The sequence below is a fragment of the Corynebacterium tuberculostearicum genome, from assembly GCF_046097465.1.
GTDB classification, from domain to species: Bacteria; Actinomycetota; Actinomycetes; order Mycobacteriales; family Mycobacteriaceae; genus Corynebacterium; species Corynebacterium tuberculostearicum_I.
On record NZ_CP175799.1, the window covers coordinates 1,697,224 to 1,718,628 of the forward strand.

Below are 21,405 nucleotides of genomic sequence, written 5' to 3' on the forward strand. Positions count from 1 at the left end.
GTGTGAAAGCTTTCTAGTCAGCCAGCGAATCAATCAGCGCATTCGCGCGCCTGCGCGCCTCGCCTTCTACCGCGAGGATTTCATCGAGGCTAGAGACTACACCAGCAAACTCGGATGCGGAATCAAGGATCGTGCCCACGACGTCCACGATCTCCGGGAAATGGATGCGCCCGGACAAGAACGCGGCCGCTGCCTCCTCATTGGCGGCGTTGTAGATGACCCCTGTTCCCTCGGCCGCGGCCCGGCGGGCGAGGTTGACTGCGGGAAAGGCGGCATCGTCAAGCGGCTCAAAACGCCAATCGTGTGCCTGCGCAAAGTCCAAGGACGGCTGGGCTCCTGGGACGCGGTGCGGCCAATTCAGCGCTAGCGAAATGGGCAGCTTCATTGATGGCGGTGAGACCTGGGCGATGGTGCAGCCATCCTTGAAGGTGGCCATGGAGTGAATGATGGACTGCGGGTGCACGGTGACGTCGATGCGCTCCGGGGCGATGTCAAAGAGCAGGGTGGCTTCAATCAGCTCCAGGCCCTTGTTAATGAGGGTGGCGGAGTTGAGGGTATTCATCTGCCCCATGGACCAGGTAGGGTGCTGCGCTGCCTGCTCAGGGGTCACGTCCCACATCTCTTCGCGCGACCAACCGCGGAAGGGGCCACCAGAGGCGGTAAGTACGAGCTTATCCAGCTCCCCCTCCTCGCCGGCACGCAGACACTGCGCCATGGCGGAATGCTCCGAGTCAACAGGGATAATCTGGCCAGGGCGCGCCTTCTGCGTAACCAGCGTGCCACCCGCCACGAGGGATTCCTTATTGGCCAAGGCTAAATACTCGCCCATCTCCAGAGTGGCCAAGGTGGCCTTGAGCCCCAAAGACCCCACCAAGGCATTGAGTACCGTATCGGCCGGGGCCGAGCGCACTAGGTGCTCTGCAGCGTCGGCGCCACTCAAAACCGAACCGCCTAGAGCGGCCGACACCTCGGCCGCGGCCTCCTCGTTGGCCACGGCAACGTGGTCAAACGAAAGGTTGAGGCTACGGGCTTGTTCGATGATGAGCCGCGGGTTGGAGCCACCCGCAGCGATTCCCACGACGTCGAATTTATCGGGATTATCCGCAATGACTTCCAGAGCCTGCGTGCCGATTGAACCGGTGGAACCAAGAATGAGTATTCGCTGAGTAGTCACGCCTCCACCCTAGCGCCCACCACCATTGGGCGTGCGCGCCAGGTACGCCGCACTGCGACGGGGGTGTTTAATCGCCATCTCAGGTGCGATGTTTTAGAATGTGTAGCAGACAAATGGCATTGGTGTGCCCGCATGCCCATCGCACAGACGGACACACGCAGAAGCGAAGGAGAGCAAGTGTCTTCCCACAAGCCGGTACCGCAGGTATTTGACGGTGTTTCTACTGAGGACGTCCCATCCGCAGGATTCGGTTGGTCCCGCATCAGCCGCTCTGGCGTACAGATCGCCGGTTGGATCTCTGTCCTGTTCCTGCTTGCCTACAACTTTGGTAACCACAAGGGCCACGTTGAGACCATCTGGCTCATTGCCTTGGCTATCTTGATCGCCGTTGGCCTGCTCATCCACGCTTTCCAGCCTAAGCTGCACCAGGTCCGCACCGTGACCGCCAACAACCAGCCAGTAGGCCACCAGGAGCCGGACTGGGTCTACGACCAAAAGACCAGCACCGGCGCATACGCCGAGCTGACTGATTCCCAGCTGCGCGCGCTCAACATTGAGCCTTCCCGCGTTTCTCACCTGCGCGTTGAGCCAGGCACCAACAACGCCACCCCGGTTTCCTCCGGCAAGCACACGCTCTAAGCTTTAAGTACGCTTTAGCTACCGCCGCCCTTCCCCGCGAAGGTCGGCGGTTTCTTTATGCCTCCGCTTGGCGACGCCCCTCCTACTCACCAACACATCCTGTCGTTTAGGCCCCACTCCCAGCCCCCACGGCCTCAACCGCGACCCCGAGAGGGCCGCGATGCGGCCACTGTCGCGGGGGGCCGGAGGATTAAGACACCCAGTGACCCACCTTGGCGTAAATCTCAGGCAGGGAGTTGTCCACGCGTTTTCCGCTTACCCGGAGGGCAACGATATAACACGCAACTGGAACCGCGATGACGAGGATAAACCCCAGCGCAACCAGTACCATATTCGAGCCGTAGCCGATGGCCATTGGAATGACGCCAGGGATAATCGGCGTCCAGCCAATAAACAAATTCAAAATGGCGCTTAAGAAGGCACCGGCCGAGTAGCCGGATTTATCTGCCCACATACTGCCACCGGGCCGCGCGGTGGCAAAGGGATTAAAGGTGGATAGCAGCAATGACAATCCTGCAGAAGAAATGAAAATTCCCAGGGCGACCACCATCAAGCACCCGGTGAGCGCTTTGTCGGCGCTCACCGCGAAAAGCACCGCCGCCGAGAGGACGAAAGTTATGGCTGTGGGCGCCAAGTGCGCCCAGTGCCGCGCGTAGAGAAACGTGCGCGGACGAACTGGTGCGGCCATCTTTACCCACAGGCTTGGACCGTCGTAGCCAAAATCATTAGTGGCTACAATTCCGCCGAAGAGTCCCAGAAATAGCACTCCTATAGACGGCATGACGGAATCAGTAGTAAAGCCCTGAATGATAAAGACGATTGCCAAAATTGGCTGCATGATGATGGTTCCGATAAGGCGAGAGTCGCGGAAGATGTAGCGCAGCGAGCGGGTAAATTCCATCGCAGCTGGTCCGCGATAGGAAAAGGAGCCCAAAGAAAAGCGGCTTATTCCTTTGGCCTTTTCGCGGCGTTGGTGCTTCGGAGTAAAGAGTGTGCGGCGCTCGAATTGCAAGCGCAGCAACCGGTGCCACGCCCACACGGCTGCGCCCAGCGACGCCGCGGCGATGAGAAACTGCAAGAAGGCTACTACTGGTTCGCCTTGGGCGAGCGCGAGCGCCCAGCCCACCGGTGCGCCAACGGGCGTCCACGCCAGACCCTCGCCCACAGATCCCAATGGGAAGTCAGAGCCAGCAAGGGATGCAAGCCGATTAGAACCAAAGATGAGCAAGAACACCGCCAGCGCACCCAAAACTTTGAGGGTGGTCGAGCTTAGCTCCGCGACAGTAACCCCGACATAGACCGCGAGGTCCACTAAAACCAGCGTCAGTACTAGGGCAAAGAGCATGCTCAGGCAGAAGGGCACGATGAACAATGCCTTGCCATTGGCCGCCAAAATCACGCTTCCCGCCACCGCATAGGCAATGGAGAGCAAGACAGATACTGGAGCGCGCAGATTGAGTACTGAGGCAATAGCTAGTGCCGGCGTGATGTCTTTTAACCGCACCGGCAACGCGGAAAGCTCACGGGCAGAAAGCTGATTCTCTCCGCTGGGCATGATGAGGGTGATAACGATAAAGGCAAGCGTGCCTACAGCAGGGGCCACGGTAAGGGCTTGCACGTTCCCAGTTCCGATGGAGATATCTGCCGCGGCAAGAGCGCCCAGCGACGCAAGGCCGATGAGTCCGTAGAGCAAGAGACAGATAGGGATCATGACCGCAGCGGCATTCGCCTTGAGATTGCGGACCCACAGTGTGCGGTGCAGCTTGAGGAGCGTCGAAGTCATTGAACCTACGCCTCCCCGTCCCCACGCTGCGGCTCGCCGCCTTCACGACGCAGCCAGTCGAAAGAGCCCGCATCAAAATCACTCCCACCGGCAAAGTGGATGAAGGCATCCGTCAGGCTGCCGCCTTGGCGCACCTCCTCCACATGGCCAGCAGATAGCACCTGTCCTCCCGCGATAATGGCTACATGATCACACAAGCCCTCCACCAATTGCATGACGTGTGAAGACAGGATTACGGTGCCACCGCGGGCGGCATAGGCGCGCAAGAGCTCCTGAATAAGCTGGCCGGAGACTGGGTCCACCGCTTCCAAAGGTTCGTCGAGGATCACTACCTCTGGGTTATGCAGGAGCGCACCTGCCAAAAGGATCTTCTTAGTCATGCCAGCGGAATAGTCCGCGATGGGTTTATCGGCGGCGTCGGCAAGCTGCAAGGCGTCCAGCAGCTGTGCGCTGCGACGCTCCACCTCGGCCTGGTTCATGCTGCGCAAAGCGCCGAGATAAAACAGGTACTCCGGGCCAGACAAGCGGTCAAAGACGGGAGCACCATCAATGAGCAGGCCCATCGCCGCCTTGGCCGCAATCGGTTCCTGCCACGTATTGTGCCCAGCGATGAACGCTTCACCGCTATCTGGGCGCAGCAGGCCACACGCCATGGTCAACATGGTGGTCTTGCCAGCACCGTTAGGGCCGACGATGCCATAAATAGAGCCCCGCGGGATGTCGAGGCTCAAATTCGACACCGCGGGGCGTCCAGCGAAAGATTTATTCAGACCGCGCACGGCAAAGGCCTGCGCGGTGGGGTCATCTGCAAGCGGCGGATAATTCGGAATACTCATATCCGCCAATGTTATCAGTTAGGCGGACTTATCTTCCCGTTCATCCGCTGCGAGCTGACCACACGCTGCCGCAATCTCATCGCCCTTGGTATCGCGCACCGTGCAAGGAACGCCTTGGGCCTGTACGCGGCGCACGAACTCGTCTTGGCGGTCCTGCGGGGCTGCATCCCACTCCGAGCCCGGCGTGGGGTTCAGCGGAATGACATTGACGTGAACCTTGGAGCCCAGCTTCTGATGCAGCTTGCGGCCCAGCATATCCGCGCGGAAATCCTGGTCATTTTTATCACGAATCAGGGCATACTCAATGGACACGCGGCGAGCAGACTTATCCGCGTAATAACGCGCAGCATCGAGCACCTCATCGACGGACCAGCGGTTATTGACCGGCACGAGGCCATCGCGCAGCTCGTCATCCGGAGTGTGCAAGGAAACGGCGAGCGTGCAGGCCAAATCCTCGTCCGCCAGCTTACGGATTGCCGGAGCCAAGCCCACCGTAGACACGGTCACGTTGCGCTGGGAAAGACCAAAGCCGGCACCATCCTGGCCGGTAATCTGACGCACGGCCTGCACCACGCGCTTGTAGTTGGCCAGTGGCTCACCCATGCCCATGAAGACCACGTTGGACAGGCGACCGCCTTCTGCCGCCATTGCGGCTGCAGCGTGGCGGAATTGCTCAACGATCTCGCCTGTAGACAGGTTGCGGTCTAGACCACCCTGGCCGGTAGCACAGAACGGGCAGGCCATACCGCAGCCGGCCTGGGAAGAAATACACAACGTAGCGCGTCCTGGGTAGCGCATCAGAACCGACTCCAGCAGCGTGCCATCATGCAAACGCCACAGGGACTTGGTGGTCTCGCCGTCATCCGTGGAAGTAGTCCGGATAGGCTGCATGAGCTCAGGGAAGAAGGCTTCCTTTACCGCTTCGCGCTTGCCGGCGGGGATATCGGTCATATCCTCCACATTGTCGGTATAGTGCTCGTAATAGTGCTTAGCCAGCTGCTTTGCACGGAATTTAGGCAGGCCAATTTCTGCGAGCCTATCAATGCGCTCGCTTTCGGTCAGGTCCGCGAAGTGCTTAGGGGGAAGTCCGCGGCGCGGGGCGGAGAAGTTAAGTTTCACTGGTTGAGCCATAGTGTTGCCCATCTTTCCACGGTCTGCGTGGGTTTTTCCAATTGAAAGCCGTGCCAAGTGGCATAATTGACAGGTTTAAAGAAATAATGGATGCATGACAAATCCGAATTACCCCGCAGATGACTTTTCTTCTTCCGACGCAGACCTCTCCTCGACGGAGATGAACACTTCTGCACCGGAGACCGGTTCTGACCTAGAGCCGACGGTCTCTGACTCTACTTCTCACTCCACCCAGCCTTCTGGCAAGGCCAAGGGATCTTTCGCAGCCAGCACGTGGATCGCGCTCATCGTAGGTTTCCTGCTGCTGATTGTTCTCATTGTTTTCATCATGCAAAACCAGCACGAGGTTCCCATGAACTTCCTGGGCTGGTCCGGTGAGTTCCCTGCCGGAATTGCTTTCCTCATCTTCGCCATTGGCGGAGCACTCATCATGGCGCTGGTGGGTGGCTGGCGCATGTTCGAGTTGCGCCGCCAGCTGCGCAAGCAAGCTCAGCAGGTATAAATCTCAAAAAGCCGCCGCTCCCCTTTTCCCGCCTTCTTAGGAAGGACTATTGGGGAGAGGCGGCTTTTGCGTACCCGCTGCTTCTATGGCGTAAACGTTGCCAGGAAGCTAATGGCCACCCAGGTAACCATGGCGGAAGGCAGCATGCCATCCAGGCGGTCCATCAGTCCACCATGGCCTGGCAGCAGGTCCGACATATCCTTGATTCCCAGCTCACGCTTAAACTGTGATTCCACCAAGTCGCCCAAGGTGGCGCAAATGACGAGGCCAAGGCCCATCAGGCCGCCCACCCAGGCATCGTGATGGAGCAGGAACTTCACGGTAAGCGCGCCGGTGACCACGCCGAAGACGATGGACCCGGCAAAGCCCTCCCACGATTTCTTGGGGCTTACTGCGGGGGCCATGGGATGCGAGCCAAACATCACGCCAGCGATATAGCCACCAGTATCGGATGCCACCACGCACAACATGAAAACGACGATGGAAGCGGCACCACTGGCAAACGGGGTCGACACCAGCGATAGCATTGCTGCGAAGGTAGCAAATAGCGGAATCCACGTCAGCACAAAAATGCCGACGGACATATCGCGCAGGTAGTTAATTGGTGGGCGATGGCGACCATTATGGAAGAGGCGACCAAACATAAGCGCCAGCACAGCGGTAACATAGACCGCCACAAGGCCGGGCGCGCCCAGTGGCCACGAGACCCACACCATGGCTTGGCCCAGAATAATGAGCAAGGTGCGCGGAATATAGTAGGAATGCTCCCGCAGGCGGCTGAGCACCTCCCACATAGCAACGCCAACTGCAAGGGCGACGACCGCGTACCACGCGAGCGGGCCGGCCCATACGGCGAGCACGACAAGTGCGCCGAGGCCTACGCCAACGCCGATAGCGGCCGGCAAATCGCGGCCTGCGCCATTCTTCGGCTGAGGCAATCGGCGGTTTATGGCGTCACTCACCGTGACCGGCTCCTTTCGCTGCTTCTTTCGCGCCCCCTCGCTAACGTTCACTGCTCGCCCTCCCCTACTCCAGACTTCGGAGCTGTAGGCCGCGGAACAGAAAAAGCGCCGCCGGCCGGGGACGGGCACGGCGGCAATGACGGGAGGTGCTAGACCTCCATCAGCTCGTTTTCCTTGTTTTCTACCAGCTTGTCCACCTGCTCGATGTAGCCGGAAGTAATCTTTTCCATTTCCTTTTCCGCTGCGATGACCTCGTCCTCGCCGGCGTCGCCGTCCTTCTGCAGCTTCTTCAACTGCTCCATGGCCTTGCGGCGAATATTACGGATAGCAATCTTGCCGTCCTCGCCCTTGCTCTTGGCCAGCTTCACCATTTCCTTACGACGCTCCTCCGTCAGCTGCGGAACGGTCACGCGCAGAACTTGGCCATCGTTGGTAGGATTCACACCCAAATCCGAGTTGCGGATGGAGTTTTCAATCTCATGAATCATGGACTGCTCATAAGGCTTGATGAGCAGCATGCGCGGCTCCGGTACGGAAATGGTAGCCATCTGGGTAATCGGGGTAGGTACACCGTAGTATTCGGCTACCAAGCCGTTGAACATGGTGGGGTTCGCGCGGCCGGTACGAATGGTCACCAGCTGCTCGCGGGTGTGCTCGACGGAAGCGGTCATGTGCTCTTCTGCTTCGAGCTGAATCTCATCGATCATGAGGTTAAATCATCCTTAAACGAATAGGGGTGGCTGTATAAAAAGGTAGCAGGTTCGCGGCCCTTACAGTATTAGGACTGCACCAGCGTGCCGATAACTTCGCCGCCTGCGGCACGGGCGATATTGCCCTCCTCCAGCAGGTTAAAGACCAAAATCGGCATATCATTGTCCATGCACAGGCTAAAGGCCGTGGCATCTGCAACCTTGAGGCCCTTTTCAATGACCTCACGCGGAGTGATTTCGGAGTACAGTTCCGCATCCGGGTTGGTGCGTGGGTCATCGGAGTAGACGCCATCGACTGCCTTGGCCAAGAAAAGAACCTCGGCACCAATTTCCAGGGCACGCTGCGCGGCAGTGGTATCCGTGGAGAAGTACGGCATGCCCATGCCGGCGCCAAAGATAACCACACGACCCTTTTCCAGGTGGCGGTCAGCGCGCAGCGGCAGATACGGCTCGGCAATCTGCGCCATGTTGATGGAGGTCTGCACGCGGCAGTCCACGCCCTGCTGCTTGAGGAAGTCCTGCAATGCGAGAGAATTCATTACCGTGCCCAGCATGCCCATGTAGTCCGAACGAGCACGATCCATGCCGCGCTGGGAAAGCTCCGCGCCGCGGAAGAAGTTTCCGCCGCCGATAACCACTGCAATTTCGATTCCCTGGCGGGAGACCTCGGCGATTTGGCGGGCTACGTTTTCAACCACGTCTGGGTCGATACCGACCTTGCCGCCGCCGAACATCTCACCGCCCAGCTTCAGCATTACTCGCTTGTATCCAGTTCGCTTAATATCTGCAGCAGTCACGCCTACTTCGTCTCCTTAACGCGGGGCAGTTTCAATCTCCGCCCTATCTTACCCATATATCTTTCGCTTCCTCACACCGCCCGCCGGTGCAGGCCAGTAGGCAATTGCGAGGTGCCAGTCCCGCTCCTGCGAATAGACAATCCGCACAAGTCGGCACGGTGAGCGCACAACAAAGCCCACGAAGGATAATCCTTCGTGGGCTAGTCGTTACAGCGGGATGGGCTTAAGCGCCAACCTCGTAGCGAACGAAGCCGGTGATGGTGGTGCCAGCTTCTTCAGCAACCTGCTTTACGGTCTTCTTGTTATCAGACAGGGAAGCCTGCTCCAGCAGAACGATGGACTTGAAGAAGCCGTTCAGGCGGCCTTCCACGATCTTCGGCAGGGCTGCCTCTGGCTTGCCCTCCTCACGAGTGGTGGCCTCAGCGATCTCGCGCTCCTTCTCAACGATCTCTGCAGGAACGTCCTCGCGGGTGAGGTACTCAGCGTTCATTGCAGCAATCTGCAGTGCTGCGGCGTGAGCGCCTTCCTCGCTACCCTCGTAGGAAACCAGAACGCCCACTGCCGGCGGCAGGTCAGCGGAACGCTGGTGCAGGTAAACGGCAACGTTGTCGCCCTCTACGGTAACTGCACGGCGTGCCTGCAGCTTCTCACCGGTCTTTGCGGACTCCTCGTCCACGACCTCGGAGACCTTCTTGCCGTCGATTTCAATGTTGTTGAGCTCGTCAGCGGAGTTTGCCTTGGCCTCAGCAGCAGCGTCAGCAATCTTGGCTGCGAAGGTCTTGAAAGCCTCGTTCTTAGCAACGAAGTCGGTCTCACAGTTGATCTCGACCATGGTGTTGCCGGAAACTGCGATGAGGCCCTCGGTAGCCTCACGGTCAGCGCGCTTGGAGACGTTCTTAGCGCCCTTAATGCGCAGGTACTCAACGGCCTTGTCGTAGTCGCCGTTGGACTCTTCCAGAGCCTTCTTGCAATCGAGCATGCCGGAGCCGGTAGCTTCGCGCAGTGCCTTGACGTCTGCAGCAGTGTAGTTCGCCATAGTTGGGGCGATCCTCCTTGAAAATCAAACAGTGTTCGTTCAAACAGCGTAGTCGACGCGGTGAAATCGCGCCGCTTTAGGGTGGCAGAAACCACCCCTTTCCCACCTCTGCGTAAAGGTGGAGCTGGCTTCAGCAGAACCCAGCATAGATAAAACCAACCCCCGCCGCCGTTAAAGCACGGTGGCGGGGGTTGGTAAACAGCCTTGGGCAGGAATTACTCCCTTGCTGCCCCACACCAAAAGTGCGTGGGGTATTCAGTTAAACGCAGGTAAGGAAGATTCCTAGCGAGAAGTTAAGACTACTTCTCGGCCTTGTCTGCGGATGCTTCCTCAGACTTTTCCGCGGAGGCCGGGTCGGAAGCTGCGGCAGCTGCCTCAGCGTCACGCTTTTCCTTCTCAGCGGAGTCGCCGGCAGCTTCCTTAGCTGCAGCCAGCTGACGCTCCTCACGAGCCTTCTTGCCTTCCTCAACAGCGGAGGCAACGATGCCGGAGAGCAGCTTGGTGGAGCGGATGGCGTCGTCGTTGCCCGGGATCGGGAAGTCAACGTCGTCCGGGTCGCAGTTGGTGTCCAGGATGGCAACAACCGGGATGTTCAGCTTGTGAGCTTCCTTTACCGCGATGTGCTCCTTGTTGGTATCAACAATCCACAGTGCGGATGGGGTCTTGGCCATATCGGAGATGCCACCCAGAACGCGCTCGAGCTTGGCGCGCTCACGGTTGAGCATGAGAACTTCCTTCTTGGTGCGGCCCTTGTAGCCGTCCTCACGCTCGTCCATTGCCTGAAGCTCCTTCATGCGCTTCAGACGCTTGGAAACGGTCTGGAAGTTGGTGAGCATGCCGCCCAACCAGCGGTGGTTGACGTAAGGCATACCGACGCGGGTTGCTTCCTCAGCAACTGCTTCCTGAGCCTGCTTCTTGGTACCAACGAACAGGATGGTGCCGCCGTGTGCAACGGTTTCCTTGACGAACTCGTAAGCCTCGTCAATGTAGGTCAGCGTCTGCTGCAGGTCGATGATGTAGATGCCGTTACGGTCGGTGAAGATGAAACGACGCATCTTCGGATTCCAGCGACGGGTCTGGTGGCCAAAGTGCACACCAGCGTCGAGGAGCTCGCGCATGGTTACAACTGCCATGATTCGCTCGCTTTCTTTTTATCTTGTCTTTCGGTTTTCCAATTGTGCGGTGTTTTATTCCGCACCCTAGCAACGAAGGCCCCGCTGACACCTTGTTTCCAAGGACCACGTCAACCGTCAGGCTGTCTCTTCCTTCCAGCAGGAAGCGACAACTTCGCCGCGCGTAGTCAATGCCTCCACGAGGTGGACACACTGCTGCCCCAAAGAATAATCCCTATACGCTGGTTTTTCCAAACCGAAGACAGCTTATCCACAACTTCGCCGCAGCCACTTTGCATCAATCGTCACAACCAGCTCAACCACATCATGCAACCCAAGTTGTCCACAGCTAAAAGGAACGGACTTCCCAAATGCTTGTCTCCGGCAGACACTGTGCCCATGAATCACTTTCTTTCCCCCTCCGCATTTCCCGCTTGCCGACGCCCCACCTTCCTCCCCACTACTTTCCTCACCCTTCTTTCGCTTCTTATTCTGTCTTGCCCACCGGCCACGGCCTATGTCGACCCTGCTTCCGGCAAACCTAGCCCGGCGCGGGTACTACGCGGATTCGACGCCCCAGAACAAAAGTGGAGCCCTGGCCACCGCGGCGTCGACATGGCCCTATCGGTGGGCTCACCGGTGGTAGCCTCCGAAGATGGCGAAGTCGCCTTTGTGGGCACGGTGGCCGGCAAACCAGTTGTCTCCATTGCTCACGCGGATGGAGTGAGAACGACGTATCAGCCCGTGCACGGCTCCGTAAAGCAGGGCCAAAAAGTCCGCGAGGGCCAAGTGATAGGCCGTTTAGGCAATCCCGTCGATGGCTATCCCGGACTGCACTGGGGTGCACTCATCGCAAAAGATACCTACATCGACCCTTTAACCCTGCTGGATATGCCGGTAATTCGCCTCAAACCGCTTTAAGCTCGGGGATGGGCTTGGTCGTAAACGCGCTGCAAGCGCTGCGCGGACACGTGGGTATAAATCTGCGTGGTATTAAGCGAGGAGTGCCCCAGCAGTTCTTGCACTACGCGCAAATCTGCCCCGCCTTCCAAAAGGTGGGTTGCGGCAGAGTGGCGCACCCCGTGCGGGGTAAGCCCCTGTGCACCAGTGACTTTGGCGGCCTTTTCCACAATGCGGCGCACCTGGCGTTGATCGATGCGCCCTCCCCTGCTGCCAACAAAGACCGCTTCAGTTTCAGCCGAGGCGATTTCTCCACGGCCTTTGTCAATCCACTGCTTTAAGGCGTCTTCCGCTGCGTGCCCGAAAGGTACTACGCGCTGCTTATTGCCTTTACCGGTGACGTGCAGGGTACCGCGTTGAAAATCAATATCGCCTAGGTCCAGCCGGACCAACTCCGCCACGCGCATACCGGAGGCATAGAGCAGCTCCAGGATGGCGCTATCGCGAAGGAAGTGGACTTCATCGGCAGAGACCGCATTGCCCATAAGCTCGCCGGCCTGCTCAGGAGCGAGAACCGTGGGAAGGTGACGCCCCACTTTGGGCGTAACTAGGCGGGCAGCAACGTCTCGCTTAAGGTGCCCTTCGCGCACTGCCCAAGTAGAAAAACCCTTCGCTGCCGCGGTGCGCCGTGCCAGGGTGGAACGCGACTTTCCTTCTGTAACAGCTTCTGCCAACCATTGGCGCAGGCTGTTGAGGTCAAACTCCGCGAAGGTAGGCACGCTGCGTGCAAGGTCGCGCAAGTCGGAGCGATACCCGCGCACCGTCGCTTCTGCGCGGCCTTTGACATGTAGTTGGAAATCCGCGAAGTCCTCAATGGCCTCAGCCATCTGCCCCTCAACTTTCGGAGCCTTCGCGGACTTTCCATCTTCACTCATGCCACAGCAGTGTACTCGCCCTACGCAGGTGCCATTTATTCTGTTTCCCGGCGCGCCCAGGTATTGCCATGCCGGACGACAACGCACATCTTTTCCAGTGCCAGTAGTAAGTGAACTGTCAGCGGTAAACGGAATCCCGCTTCGCGCGCAATGTCTTCTGCCGTTGCTTTCTCCTGTCCTAGCGGTGGCGTCGCGTCAAACACGCGCAACTCATTGCGGGAGAGGCGTTGGGTCATGGTTGCCGCAAAATTGATTTCGTACTGTGCGCCTGGGTCCACTTCCCCGGCGCGACTTACTAGAGCGCGAATTTCATCAGCACTGGTAACCAACTGTGCGCGGCCTTCTTGAATGCGCTGGTGGCAGCCCAACGAACCGCTAGTAGTTATCGGCCCGGGCACCGCCATCGCAACGCGCCCAAGCGCTTCTGCCCAGTTGAGGGTGTTTAATGCACCAGATCGAAACGCGGCCTCCATAACTACTGTGCCGTGGCTCAGCGCTGCCACTAAGCGATTGCGTGTTAAGAACCTGTGGCGCTTCGGCGCGGTTTCCGGTGCGAATTCAGAAACGATGCAGCCGTTATCTGCAATCTTGGCAAATAAGTTGGCATTGCGGGCTGGGTAATCCCTATCGATGCCACACGCTGCTATAGCTACCGTGCGCCCGTTGTTGTGCAACGCTGTTTCGTGCGCGACGGTATCCACTCCCAGCGCGCCGCCAGATATTGGAGTCCATTCATGCTGAACCAATCCGGACACGACGTTGTGGGTGGCCTGCCAGCCATAGCGAGAAATAGCACGAGTTCCGACGATGGCTACAGCTTGAGCAACCTCTGCTTGCAATGGCGCACCGCGCACCCACAGGCTATGCGGTGGCAATGCTTGGTCATCAAAAGTAGCTGGGGCCTCCCCGCTGTGCTGATAGAAGCCGAATGCAGAGTCAAACTCTTCCGTGGGCCACTCTGGGCTTTCTGCCGTAATGAGCCGAGCCCCGACCCTTTCGGCTGCCGCCATGTCTTCGGCTTGCCGCAACCAGTCATAGCGAGAGGCCGTGCGCGCCAAAAGCGGACCAATCCAGTCAGCACGGTGATAGATTCCGTGGGCGATTTCCTCTGCTGGGTATTGCGTGAGCAAAGCTTGCAATGCAGCAGAGGGGCCTTCCACCACTCGGTTGAGGTATACCCAGGTGGCATAAGGAGTAGAGAGATCAAGTTCGCTCATGCTGCGAGCCTCCCTACATTAATTGAGCCGCGCAGATCGAGCGCGCGCCCCACTTCATCCAGGTCCGGCTGCGCCTTTCCTGCTAGATCCGCCAGGGTCCAGGAGAGCTTCAATACGCGATCCACTCCGCGCTGGGATATTTCGCCATCTGCCAAATATGCGGACAACATGACCATAGCGGCTTCTGCAGCCGGCCTCTTTCGGCGCAGATAGGACGAGGGAACTTCCCCATTGGTGCGCGCGGTGATGCCATCCGCCCACCAGCGCGCGGCGGCACGTTCACGGGCAGCGGCGACGCGCTCGGCGATGACTGCGGATTCCTCTTCGCCCTCCGCGTTAATAGTTGCCGCCTGCCCCGTTAGCGTGACCACCATATCCAGGCGGTCTCGCAGCGGACCGGAGAGGTTGGATAGATAGTTCATGCGCTCGTGCGGATTGCACCTGCACTTGGACGGGTCTTCGGCCGCACACCTGCACGGGTTTGCCGCCATGACCAATTGGAAGCGAGCAGGATAGGTAACCTCGCGGCGCGAGCGCGCCAACCGCACGTGTCCTTCCTCCAGCGGGGCACGCAAACCATCGAGTACCGGCGCGGCTACTTCACTGGCCTCGTCGAGAAAGAGCACACCATTGTGAGCCAAGCTCACCGCACCAGGGCGGGGATGACCGGAACCGCCACCAAGGAGTGCAGCCCGAGTTACCGATGCATGCGGGGCGATGAACGGGGCGCGCTCGATGACCTCACCTGGGGTTCCAGTTAGCGAATGAATCGCAGTGGTTTCTACCTGCTGATCTGGGGTAAGCGTAGGAAGGATAGTGGGCAGGCGCGAGGCGATCATGGACTTTCCAGACCCAGGCGGCCCGATCATCATCAGGTGGTGGCCGCCGGCGGCCGCAACCTCGGCAGCCCATTTCGCATTGGATTGACCAGCGATATCGCTAAAGTCGAGTCGCGACGCCGCCGCAGGCGCGGGGCTGAGCGACCCCGAAAAGCTTCCAGCCTGCGGCAGCCCACGGTTACCGCAAGCCCAGCTGAAGGCCTCCTTCAAAGACGACGCAACGAGTACGTCCATGTCCGGCACCAATGTGGCCTCGGCGGCATTGCCAGACGGAACAATAAGAGTTGTTATTCCTTGTTCCCGTGCGGCGAGAAGAGCGGGGATGATGCCTGCTACAGACCGAACGGAGCCGTCGAGACCAAGCTCGCCCAATACCAAGGTGCGCTGGAGACGTTGGGCGGGCGAGGGAGTGCTGCCATAAGACGGAAAGTCGGCCTCTGCCTGTGCCGCGAGGATCGCAAGCGCTATGGGTAGGTCAAAGTGGGACCCGGATTTGGGAAGCGAAGCCGGGGACATAGAGACAACCACTTTGGTCTTGGGCCAGGGCAGATGGGAATTAAAGGCTGCGGTCCTGATCCGGTCCCGGGATTCGGAGATTGCGGTATCCGTCTGACCTACAACGTGTATCCCTGGCAGCCCGTGACCGACGTTCGCCTCCACGTCAACCAACTGAGCAAGGACTCCATTGAGGGACATGGTCAAACAATTACCTAGAGCCATCTTCAACCCCCTTGAAGTGCTCCAGCGCAAACCCCTGCCCGCGCGCGACCAAGGCAATGACGTCGAATCGCACCTCAGACAGTGGCCTTCCGTCGAGCCACTGCGCCGCGGCTTTACGCAGGCGCGCGAGCTTCTGCGGGGTTACGGCCTCAGCTACCCCGTAGCTAGAATTGGCGCGGGTCTTTACCTCAACAAAGACGATGGTTCCGTTAGGTTCCCGGGCGATGAGGTCGATTTCTCCCACCCGATAAGAGACGTTGGCAGCGATGATTTCTGCTCCGCGCTCGCGCAGATAGCGCGCTGCGAAGGCCTCTCCCCTTTTGCCTAAGACTTGTTTATGGCGAGGCTTCTTCGTGGCCAAGCGGTGTTCTGAATTAAAGTGCATTGCGGTTTCCTTGTGCGTTGGGAAATTCATTGGCCAGCACAGAACACCGCAGTTGGCAAGGCTTATACAAGGGACGCAATAGCAAAAAGGCCCTAGCTGTGGATAACCAGGCTCTGCACCTCTGTTATCCACAGCTAGGGCGCGGCGCCGTGTGCGCCGGCTTGACAAAACTATTCAGGCATCATGAATTCCGGCTTATCCAGCTCCTCGATATTGACGTCCTTGTAGGTGATAACGCGGACGTAGCGCACAAAGCGCGCGGAGCGGTACATATCCCATACCCAAGCATCAGACATGCGCACCTCGTAGTAGACATCAGGCCCAGAGGTATGCGGAATGAGCTCTACCGCATTAGCCAGATAAAAGCGCCGCTCAGTTTCAACGACATAGGAAAACTGGCTGACAACGTCCCGGTACTCGCGGTAAAGGGACAGCTCTACCTCAGCCTCGTAGTTATCGAGTTCCTCTGCACTCACGGTGGACCTCCAGGTTGTGGGTTAGCTCGCTATAGCTTAGCGCGAGAAAGGGTAGATTTTAGCTAGGCACGCGCGGCAAACTCCGCATGAGCGCGCCGGACATTCTCGTAGCTCATCCGGTGTTCTGGGCACGCTCCAAGCGCCGCAATTGCGGCCTCGTGTGCCTTGGTTCCGTACCCCTTATGGCTGGCCAACCCGTAGCCGGGGTACCGCGCATCCAGCTCGTGCATCAGGTGGTCGCGGCTGACTTTTGCCAACACACTCGCCGCGGCAATGCACCGTGCGGCCGCATCGCCACCGATGATGGGCAGGTGGGGTTGAGTGAGGCCGGGGATAAAGAGGGCGTCGGTAAGCACATAGCCCGGAGGTGCCTCCAGGCGCGCAACCGCCCTGCGCATGCCGGAAATATTGGCGTGTTGGATGCCGCGCTTATCGATGTCCCCTGCACCTATGTGCACCACAGACCAGTCCACAGCCTTGTCTTTAATGAGTGGAAAAAGCTTCTCGCGCTGTTTGGGAGTGAGCTTCTTTGAATCTGTAAGCTCCGCCAACTCCTTGATCGGCCGATCGGGCATGACGCAGGCTGCGATGGTAATCGGTCCGCAGCAGGCACCGCGCCCAGCCTCATCCACGCCGGCCACCGGGCCTAAACCAGCCTTGCTCAATGCGACCTCGTAGGTGCGCCGCTGTTTAAGCCGCCGCATGCGAAATTTCCGGGTGCTGGACCCTACCCCAACGCGAAAGCGGCAAAATGACGGCCTCAACGCGCCCGCGGACGTTGTCTACCGGCACGGTGCCCTGCAGGTGGTCGCCCAAGTGTGCACGGGAATCGAGGGAGTTGGTGCGATTATCACCCATCACCCAAAGGTTTCCCTCGGGGACGGTGACCGGGCCAAAATACTCGCCACCGCACTCTTGCGAGCCCACGCTGGGGTCTACGGGAATCTCCGGCGGATCGAGGACGAAGGATTGGTCAATGGGCTTTCCGTTCACCATGACCGCAGGGTCGCCAGCCTGACAACTCACCGTCTGCCCGCCGGTAGCAATGACGCGCTTTACCAGGATATTTTCCCCATTGGGAAGCAGCCCTACGGCTGCCAAAGCGTTCTGCGCGCCGCGTACAAAAATATTGCGCGAGCGATTGACCTCAAACTCGTTATTCCACGACTCGGGCCCTTCAAAAACCACCACCTCACCGGGCTTGGGGTCCGTGAAGTAGTAGCTGACCTTTTGCACGGCAATGCGATCATTTTTGCAGCCGGCACACCCGTGCAGGGTCGGTTCCATCGAAGCAGAAGGAATGACATACATCCGCCCCACCAGCGCCTGCAGGAGCACCAGCAGGACAAAGCCTGCCACCACGGGGATGAGAAAATCCCGGGTGCGCAGGCGTTGGGAGGAAGGCTTATTCCTGAATGTCCGGGTCATCGACCCCACCAATGCGGGTAAACGGCCAGAATACGAATTTCACCTTGCCGCGGACGTTTTCTACTGGAACCGTGCCATGGAACTTATCGGTCATGTGGTAACGAGAATCGGCCGAAGCAGTACGGTTATCGCCCATCACCCAGATATTGCCCTCCGGTACCTCGACGGGACCAAAGTACGGACCACCGCAGGCCTCCGAGCCGGTCGACTCATCTACCGGGTACGTTGGCGGGTCTTGCACATAGTCTTGTTCGATGGGCTTGCCATCTACCATGACGGCAGGATCGCCCTCCTGGCAGGACACCGTCTGTCCGCCGGTAGCAACCACGCGCTTGACCAGAGTATTTTCGTCTGGCGGTGCCAAAGATACGAAGCTCAACGCATCCTGCACGCCATGAATGATCGGATTGGACGAGCGCGGTGAGACGTAGCTGGAATTCCAGTCCTCAGTGCCTTTAAATACAACGACATCGCCTGGTTCTGGCTCGCCGTCACCGTAGTAAGAGATCTTTTCCGTAAAGATGCGGTCATTCGTGCAGCCCTCGCAGCCGTGGAGAGTCGGCTCCATCGAACCCGACGGGATCACATACTGCCGGCCGATAAAGTTCTGGAATAGTCCGACGATCACGAGAACCGTCGCTACTACCAGAAGGGTTTCCAGCAGCCACGGCATTTCTTTCTTCTTAGTCGCCTCTTTGCCTTGCTGGGCGGCCTCGCCCTGTACTGGGTGGGCCCCCTCGCCTTCTGGCGGCTGTTCCTGCGAGATGCTGTCTTTATTCACGCGCTAGATCCTAGCAACCCCACGCACCGTTTCCGGTCTTATCCCCCTCGCTGCAGGGGGATTCACAGTGAACTTTCCGTTTAGATCATGCTTCTAACTTTGGAATAAGCGCAATTGGGTATTAAAAATCCCCTTGCGCCCACAGTGGGGCGCAAGGGGAAGCTGGCGCGCAGCGCGCTAGTACTAGCGACGCTCCTTGATGCGAGCCTTCTTGCCGCGCAGATCACGCAGGTAGTAGAGCTTCGCACGGCGGACGCGGCCACGGCGGGAGACCTTGATGGACTCCAGGTTCGGGGAGTGAACCGGGAAGGTACGCTCAACGCCGATACCGAAGGAGACCTTACGAACGGTGAAGGTCTCACGGATGCCGGAGCCCTGGCGACGGATGCAGATGCCCTTGAAGAGCTGTGCACGCTCGTTGTTGCCCTCGATAACCTTTACGTTAACGTCGAGGGTATCGCCTGGGCGGAAGGACGGGATATCGTCGCGCAGCTGTGCTGCATCGACCTTGTCAATAATGTTGGACATGCCAATATTCCTTTTCAGTTTGGGACAGAGGACCCTAGCGGCGTACTGCCTAACCGGTTCGTGCCCGTTACATAGAACGGTGCACTATTTTTCCACATACGCCAGCCGGAACCAAATTCTCATATCGCAAGCTTGCTTGCTCTGCCCAAGGTTCCTCACCGCAGTGCAAGGAACCTAGAAACCTGCCTTCTTCAGAGCATCGGCCATGGCTCCACCACCGCCGGCGCTGCCCGCACCACCCGTGCGGCCGCGCGAACCGCCCCGGGATCCGCGGCCGGACTTGTGGCCGGAGCGCTTTCCTTCTCCCCTGCCGCCGGACTTGGCGGAACCGCGTGGGGAATCACCGCGGCGTTTGGGAGCCGGCTGCCCCGGTTCATCATCCAAACGCAGGGAGAGGCCGATGCGCTGGCGCTCCACATCAACCTCCATGACCTTCACCTTGACCACCTGGCCAGAGCGCACGACCTCGTGCGGATCGGAGACAAACTTGTGGCTCATGGCAGAAACGTGGACGAGGCCATCCTGATGGACTCCGACATCCACGAAGGCGCCAAATGCCGCCACGTTGGTCACCGTGCCCTCAAGAATCATGCCCGGGGTGAGATCGGAGACCTTATGTACGCCTTCTTTAAAGGTGGCGGTCTTAAACTCAGGGCGCGGATCGCGTCCGGGCTTATCTAGCTCGGCGATGATATCGGTCACCGTAGGAATGCCGAAAATCTCGTCTGCAAAGTCTGCTGGCGCCAGCGTGCTGAGTACGCGGGTATTGCCAATAAGTTCAGAAATACCCAGGCCCGTCTTCTCCGCGATGCGGGAGACGACAGGATAGGCCTCTGGGTGTACGGCAGAGGAATCCAGTGGATCGGTACCGCCGTTGATGCGGAGGAAGCCCGCAGACTGCTCAAAGGCCTTAGGTCCAAGACGCGGTACCTTCTTCAGTTCCTTGCGGGAAGCGAAAGAACCGTGTTCATTGCGGTAGGCCACGATATTGGCGGCGATGGTGGAATTGACACCAGCTACGCGCTCAAGCAGCGGGACGGAAGCGGTATTGAGATCTACGCCCACGCCGTTTACCGCACTTTCCACGACGCCATCGAGGGTGCGGGCGAGCGCCGTCTGGTTAACGTCGTGCTGGTACTGCCCCACACCAATGGCCTTCGGATCGATCTTGACCAACTCAGCCAAAGGATCCTGCAAGCGGCGAGCGATGGAAACCGCGCCGCGCAGTGAGACATCCATGTCGGGAAATTCCTCCGCCGCAAGCGGCGAGGCGGAATAGACCGAGGCGCCGGACTCGGAAACCACGACGGGCGTGGGTCGCTGGCCGCCGGCCTGTTTAATTAGGTCCGCAATTTCCTGAGCAAGCTTCTCGGTCTCGCGGGAGGCGGTGCCGTTGCCGATGGCCATAAGGTCTACAGAATGCTTGGCGCACAGGGTCGACAGCGTCTGAACTGCTTGACTCCACTGATTTTGCGGCTGATGCGGGTAGACAATGGCGGTGTCGAGCACCTTGCCGGTTTTGTCCACTACCGCGCACTTCACACCATTGCGGTAACCCGGATCCAAGCCGATGGTGGAACGTTGGCCAGCAGGTGCCGCGAGCAGCACGTCGCGCAAATTGGTGGCAAAGATCTTCAGCGCGCCTTCCTCCGCAATCTCTTTCAGCCGCATGCGAACGTCCAGGCTGGAGGAAATATAGAGCTTGGTGCGCCAGCCCCAATGGACGGCGTCGGCAAGCCACTTGGAGGAGCGATCCAGCTCGAAGCGGGAGGCAATTACATCCTCGTAGTCGGCGTCATCGCCGGCATCTAGCTGTAGCTGCAGCACTCCCTCATTCTCGCCGCGCAACAGCGCCAAAATGCGGTGCGAAGGCAGCTTGTGGAAGGGCTCGTTGAAATCGAAGTAATCCTTAAACTTCGCGCCTTCGGCTTCCTTGCCCTCAACAACGTGCGCGCCCATGGAGCCTTCAGTGAACATACGCTCGCGCACTTCACCCACCAGATCCGCATCGAGCGCGAAACGGTCCACCAAGATGGCGCGGGCGCCGTCGAGGGCCTTCTTGGTGTCCTCAAAGCCCTCGGTAACAAACCCCTGTGCCAGCTCTTCTGGAGCGGCGTTGGGATCCGCAATGAGCTTATCGGTCAGCTCCTCTAGGCCGGCTTCGCGGGCAATATCGGCCTTGGTTTTGCGGCGCTTCTTATACGGCAGATACAAATCCTCTAGGCGCGCTTTGGTTTCGCAGGCAAGGATTTGCTCCTTGAGGGCGTCGCTAAGCTTGCCCTGCTCTTCAATCGCCGCAAGGATGGTCTCCTTGCGCTCCTGCAGTTCCTTCAAGTAGTTCGCGCGCTCTTCAACGGTACGCAGCTGGGAATCATCCAGCCCGCCGGTGGCCTCCTTGCGGTAGCGGGCGATAAAGGGCACTGTATTGCCCTCCGCAAGCAGCTGCAACGCGGTAGAAACCTGCGATTCCTTAACGTTGAGCTCGGCGGCGATAGTGGCCGCAATATTCACGTG

The 21,405-nt window shown here is 58.9% G+C and carries 22 protein-coding genes; 3 read left to right on the top strand and 19 right to left on the bottom strand.

All coding sequences use genetic code 11. From position 1 onward, the window contains the following. Nucleotides 1-13 precede the first annotated feature (13 nt). On the bottom strand, nt 14-1,174 hold the full coding sequence (gene dxr / locus ACKFRX_RS08060; RefSeq protein ID WP_408922549.1) for a 1-deoxy-D-xylulose-5-phosphate reductoisomerase: 1,161 nt from the start codon (nt 1,172-1,174) through the stop codon (nt 14-16). Between the two features lie 132 nt (nt 1,175-1,306). Between dxr and ACKFRX_RS08065 the strand changes: the two genes are divergently transcribed. Continuing rightward, entirely contained in the window at nt 1,307-1,813 is a 507-nt protein-coding gene (locus ACKFRX_RS08065; protein ID WP_408922548.1) for a DUF2631 domain-containing protein, read from the top strand. A 190-nt stretch (nt 1,814-2,003) separates the two neighbouring features. On the opposite strand, the gene ACKFRX_RS08070 is transcribed toward ACKFRX_RS08065, so the two are convergent. The 3 genes from ACKFRX_RS08070 to rlmN are packed head-to-tail and all read right to left on the bottom strand — an operon-like array spanning nt 2,004 to nt 5,575. Then, the gene (locus tag ACKFRX_RS08070) at nt 2,004-3,596 is read right to left on the bottom strand and encodes a hypothetical protein (RefSeq protein ID WP_408927641.1); all 1,593 of its coding nucleotides are present in this window, start codon (nt 3,594-3,596) and stop codon (nt 2,004-2,006) included. A gap of 5 nt (nt 3,597-3,601) precedes the next feature. Next, nucleotides 3,602-4,432, bottom strand: coding sequence for an ABC transporter ATP-binding protein (locus tag ACKFRX_RS08075; protein WP_408927642.1), 831 nt, complete (start codon nt 4,430-4,432; stop codon nt 3,602-3,604). Nucleotides 4,433-4,450: 18 nt separating this feature from the next. Further along, nucleotides 4,451-5,575: a 23S rRNA (adenine(2503)-C(2))-methyltransferase RlmN gene (rlmN, locus tag ACKFRX_RS08080; RefSeq protein WP_250412600.1), complete on the bottom strand. Its 1,125-nt coding sequence runs from the start codon at nt 5,573-5,575 to the stop codon at nt 4,451-4,453. A gap of 82 nt (nt 5,576-5,657) precedes the next feature. Here rlmN and ACKFRX_RS08085 point away from each other — a divergent pair, with 82 nt between their 5' ends. Beyond that, nucleotides 5,658-6,065 carry a lipopolysaccharide assembly LapA domain-containing protein gene (locus ACKFRX_RS08085; RefSeq protein ID WP_179386649.1) on the top strand — a complete coding sequence of 136 codons (408 nt, stop codon included), beginning with the start codon at nt 5,658-5,660 and terminating at the stop codon, nt 6,063-6,065. Between the two features lie 83 nt (nt 6,066-6,148). Here ACKFRX_RS08085 and ACKFRX_RS08090 read toward each other — a convergent pair whose 3' ends face one another. From ACKFRX_RS08090 to rpsB, 5 genes are all read right to left on the bottom strand, one after another. Further along, nucleotides 6,149-7,027: a phosphatidate cytidylyltransferase gene (locus ACKFRX_RS08090; protein WP_179386650.1), complete on the bottom strand. Its 879-nt coding sequence runs from the start codon at nt 7,025-7,027 to the stop codon at nt 6,149-6,151. 149 nt (nt 7,028-7,176) lie between these two features. After that, complete coding sequence (frr, locus tag ACKFRX_RS08095; protein ID WP_005325221.1) at nt 7,177-7,734, bottom strand: ribosome recycling factor; 558 nt, start codon at nt 7,732-7,734, stop codon at nt 7,177-7,179. 71 nt (nt 7,735-7,805) lie between these two features. Next, nucleotides 7,806-8,492: a UMP kinase gene (pyrH, locus tag ACKFRX_RS08100; RefSeq protein WP_023027755.1), complete on the bottom strand. Its 687-nt coding sequence runs from the start codon at nt 8,490-8,492 to the stop codon at nt 7,806-7,808. A 265-nt stretch (nt 8,493-8,757) separates the two neighbouring features. Beyond that, complete coding sequence (gene tsf / locus ACKFRX_RS08105) at nt 8,758-9,570, bottom strand: translation elongation factor Ts (protein ID WP_005325225.1); 813 nt, start codon at nt 9,568-9,570, stop codon at nt 8,758-8,760. A 299-nt stretch (nt 9,571-9,869) separates the two neighbouring features. Beyond that, nucleotides 9,870-10,703 (bottom strand): 30S ribosomal protein S2, encoded by an 834-nt coding sequence (rpsB, locus tag ACKFRX_RS08110; RefSeq protein WP_005325233.1) that lies wholly within the window; start codon nt 10,701-10,703, stop codon nt 9,870-9,872. A gap of 378 nt (nt 10,704-11,081) precedes the next feature. Here rpsB and ACKFRX_RS08115 point away from each other — a divergent pair, with 378 nt between their 5' ends. After that, a complete protein-coding gene (locus ACKFRX_RS08115) occupies nt 11,082-11,603 on the top strand; it encodes a M23 family metallopeptidase (protein ID WP_408927643.1) in 522 nt (173 codons plus the stop codon). Here ACKFRX_RS08115 and ACKFRX_RS08120 read toward each other — a convergent pair. The 10 genes from ACKFRX_RS08120 to ACKFRX_RS08165 all read right to left on the bottom strand — a co-directional run bounded on the left by ACKFRX_RS08120 (nt 11,600) and on the right by ACKFRX_RS08165 (nt 21,402). Continuing rightward, nucleotides 11,600-12,517, bottom strand: a complete 918-nt coding sequence (locus ACKFRX_RS08120; protein WP_408927644.1) for a tyrosine recombinase XerC — start codon at nt 12,515-12,517, stop codon at nt 11,600-11,602. The genes ACKFRX_RS08115 and ACKFRX_RS08120 overlap by 4 nt on opposite strands. 35 nt (nt 12,518-12,552) lie before the next feature. Then, nucleotides 12,553-13,734 (bottom strand): DNA-processing protein DprA, encoded by a 1,182-nt coding sequence (dprA, locus tag ACKFRX_RS08125; protein WP_150850565.1) that lies wholly within the window; start codon nt 13,732-13,734, stop codon nt 12,553-12,555. Next, nucleotides 13,731-15,293, bottom strand: coding sequence for a YifB family Mg chelatase-like AAA ATPase (locus tag ACKFRX_RS08130; protein WP_408919855.1), 1,563 nt, complete (start codon nt 15,291-15,293; stop codon nt 13,731-13,733). Before ACKFRX_RS08130 ends, dprA begins: the two co-directional genes overlap by 4 nt. Further along, a complete protein-coding gene (locus ACKFRX_RS08135) occupies nt 15,280-15,678 on the bottom strand; it encodes a YraN family protein (RefSeq protein ID WP_408919854.1) in 399 nt (132 codons plus the stop codon). Before ACKFRX_RS08135 ends, ACKFRX_RS08130 begins: the two co-directional genes overlap by 14 nt. A gap of 170 nt (nt 15,679-15,848) precedes the next feature. After that, nucleotides 15,849-16,154, bottom strand: coding sequence for a DUF2469 domain-containing protein (locus tag ACKFRX_RS08140; protein ID WP_005325239.1), 306 nt, complete (start codon nt 16,152-16,154; stop codon nt 15,849-15,851). A gap of 62 nt (nt 16,155-16,216) precedes the next feature. Continuing rightward, nucleotides 16,217-16,858: a ribonuclease HII gene (locus ACKFRX_RS08145; protein WP_408927645.1), complete on the bottom strand. Its 642-nt coding sequence runs from the start codon at nt 16,856-16,858 to the stop codon at nt 16,217-16,219. Next, nucleotides 16,845-17,582, bottom strand: a complete 738-nt coding sequence (lepB, locus tag ACKFRX_RS08150; RefSeq protein ID WP_408927646.1) for a signal peptidase I — start codon at nt 17,580-17,582, stop codon at nt 16,845-16,847. The genes ACKFRX_RS08145 and lepB (ACKFRX_RS08150) overlap by 14 nt, the downstream gene beginning before the upstream one ends. Next, nucleotides 17,560-18,363, bottom strand: coding sequence for a signal peptidase I (lepB, locus tag ACKFRX_RS08155; protein WP_005325243.1), 804 nt, complete (start codon nt 18,361-18,363; stop codon nt 17,560-17,562). Before lepB (ACKFRX_RS08155) ends, lepB (ACKFRX_RS08150) begins: the two co-directional genes overlap by 23 nt. Before the next feature lie 183 nt (nt 18,364-18,546). Beyond that, nucleotides 18,547-18,891, bottom strand: a complete 345-nt coding sequence (gene rplS, locus ACKFRX_RS08160) for a 50S ribosomal protein L19 (RefSeq protein ID WP_005325245.1) — start codon at nt 18,889-18,891, stop codon at nt 18,547-18,549. 174 nt (nt 18,892-19,065) lie between these two features. Next, the gene (locus ACKFRX_RS08165; RefSeq protein ID WP_408922541.1) at nt 19,066-21,402 is read right to left on the bottom strand and encodes a Tex family protein; all 2,337 of its coding nucleotides are present in this window, start codon (nt 21,400-21,402) and stop codon (nt 19,066-19,068) included. Nucleotides 21,403-21,405: the final 3 nt, after the last annotated feature.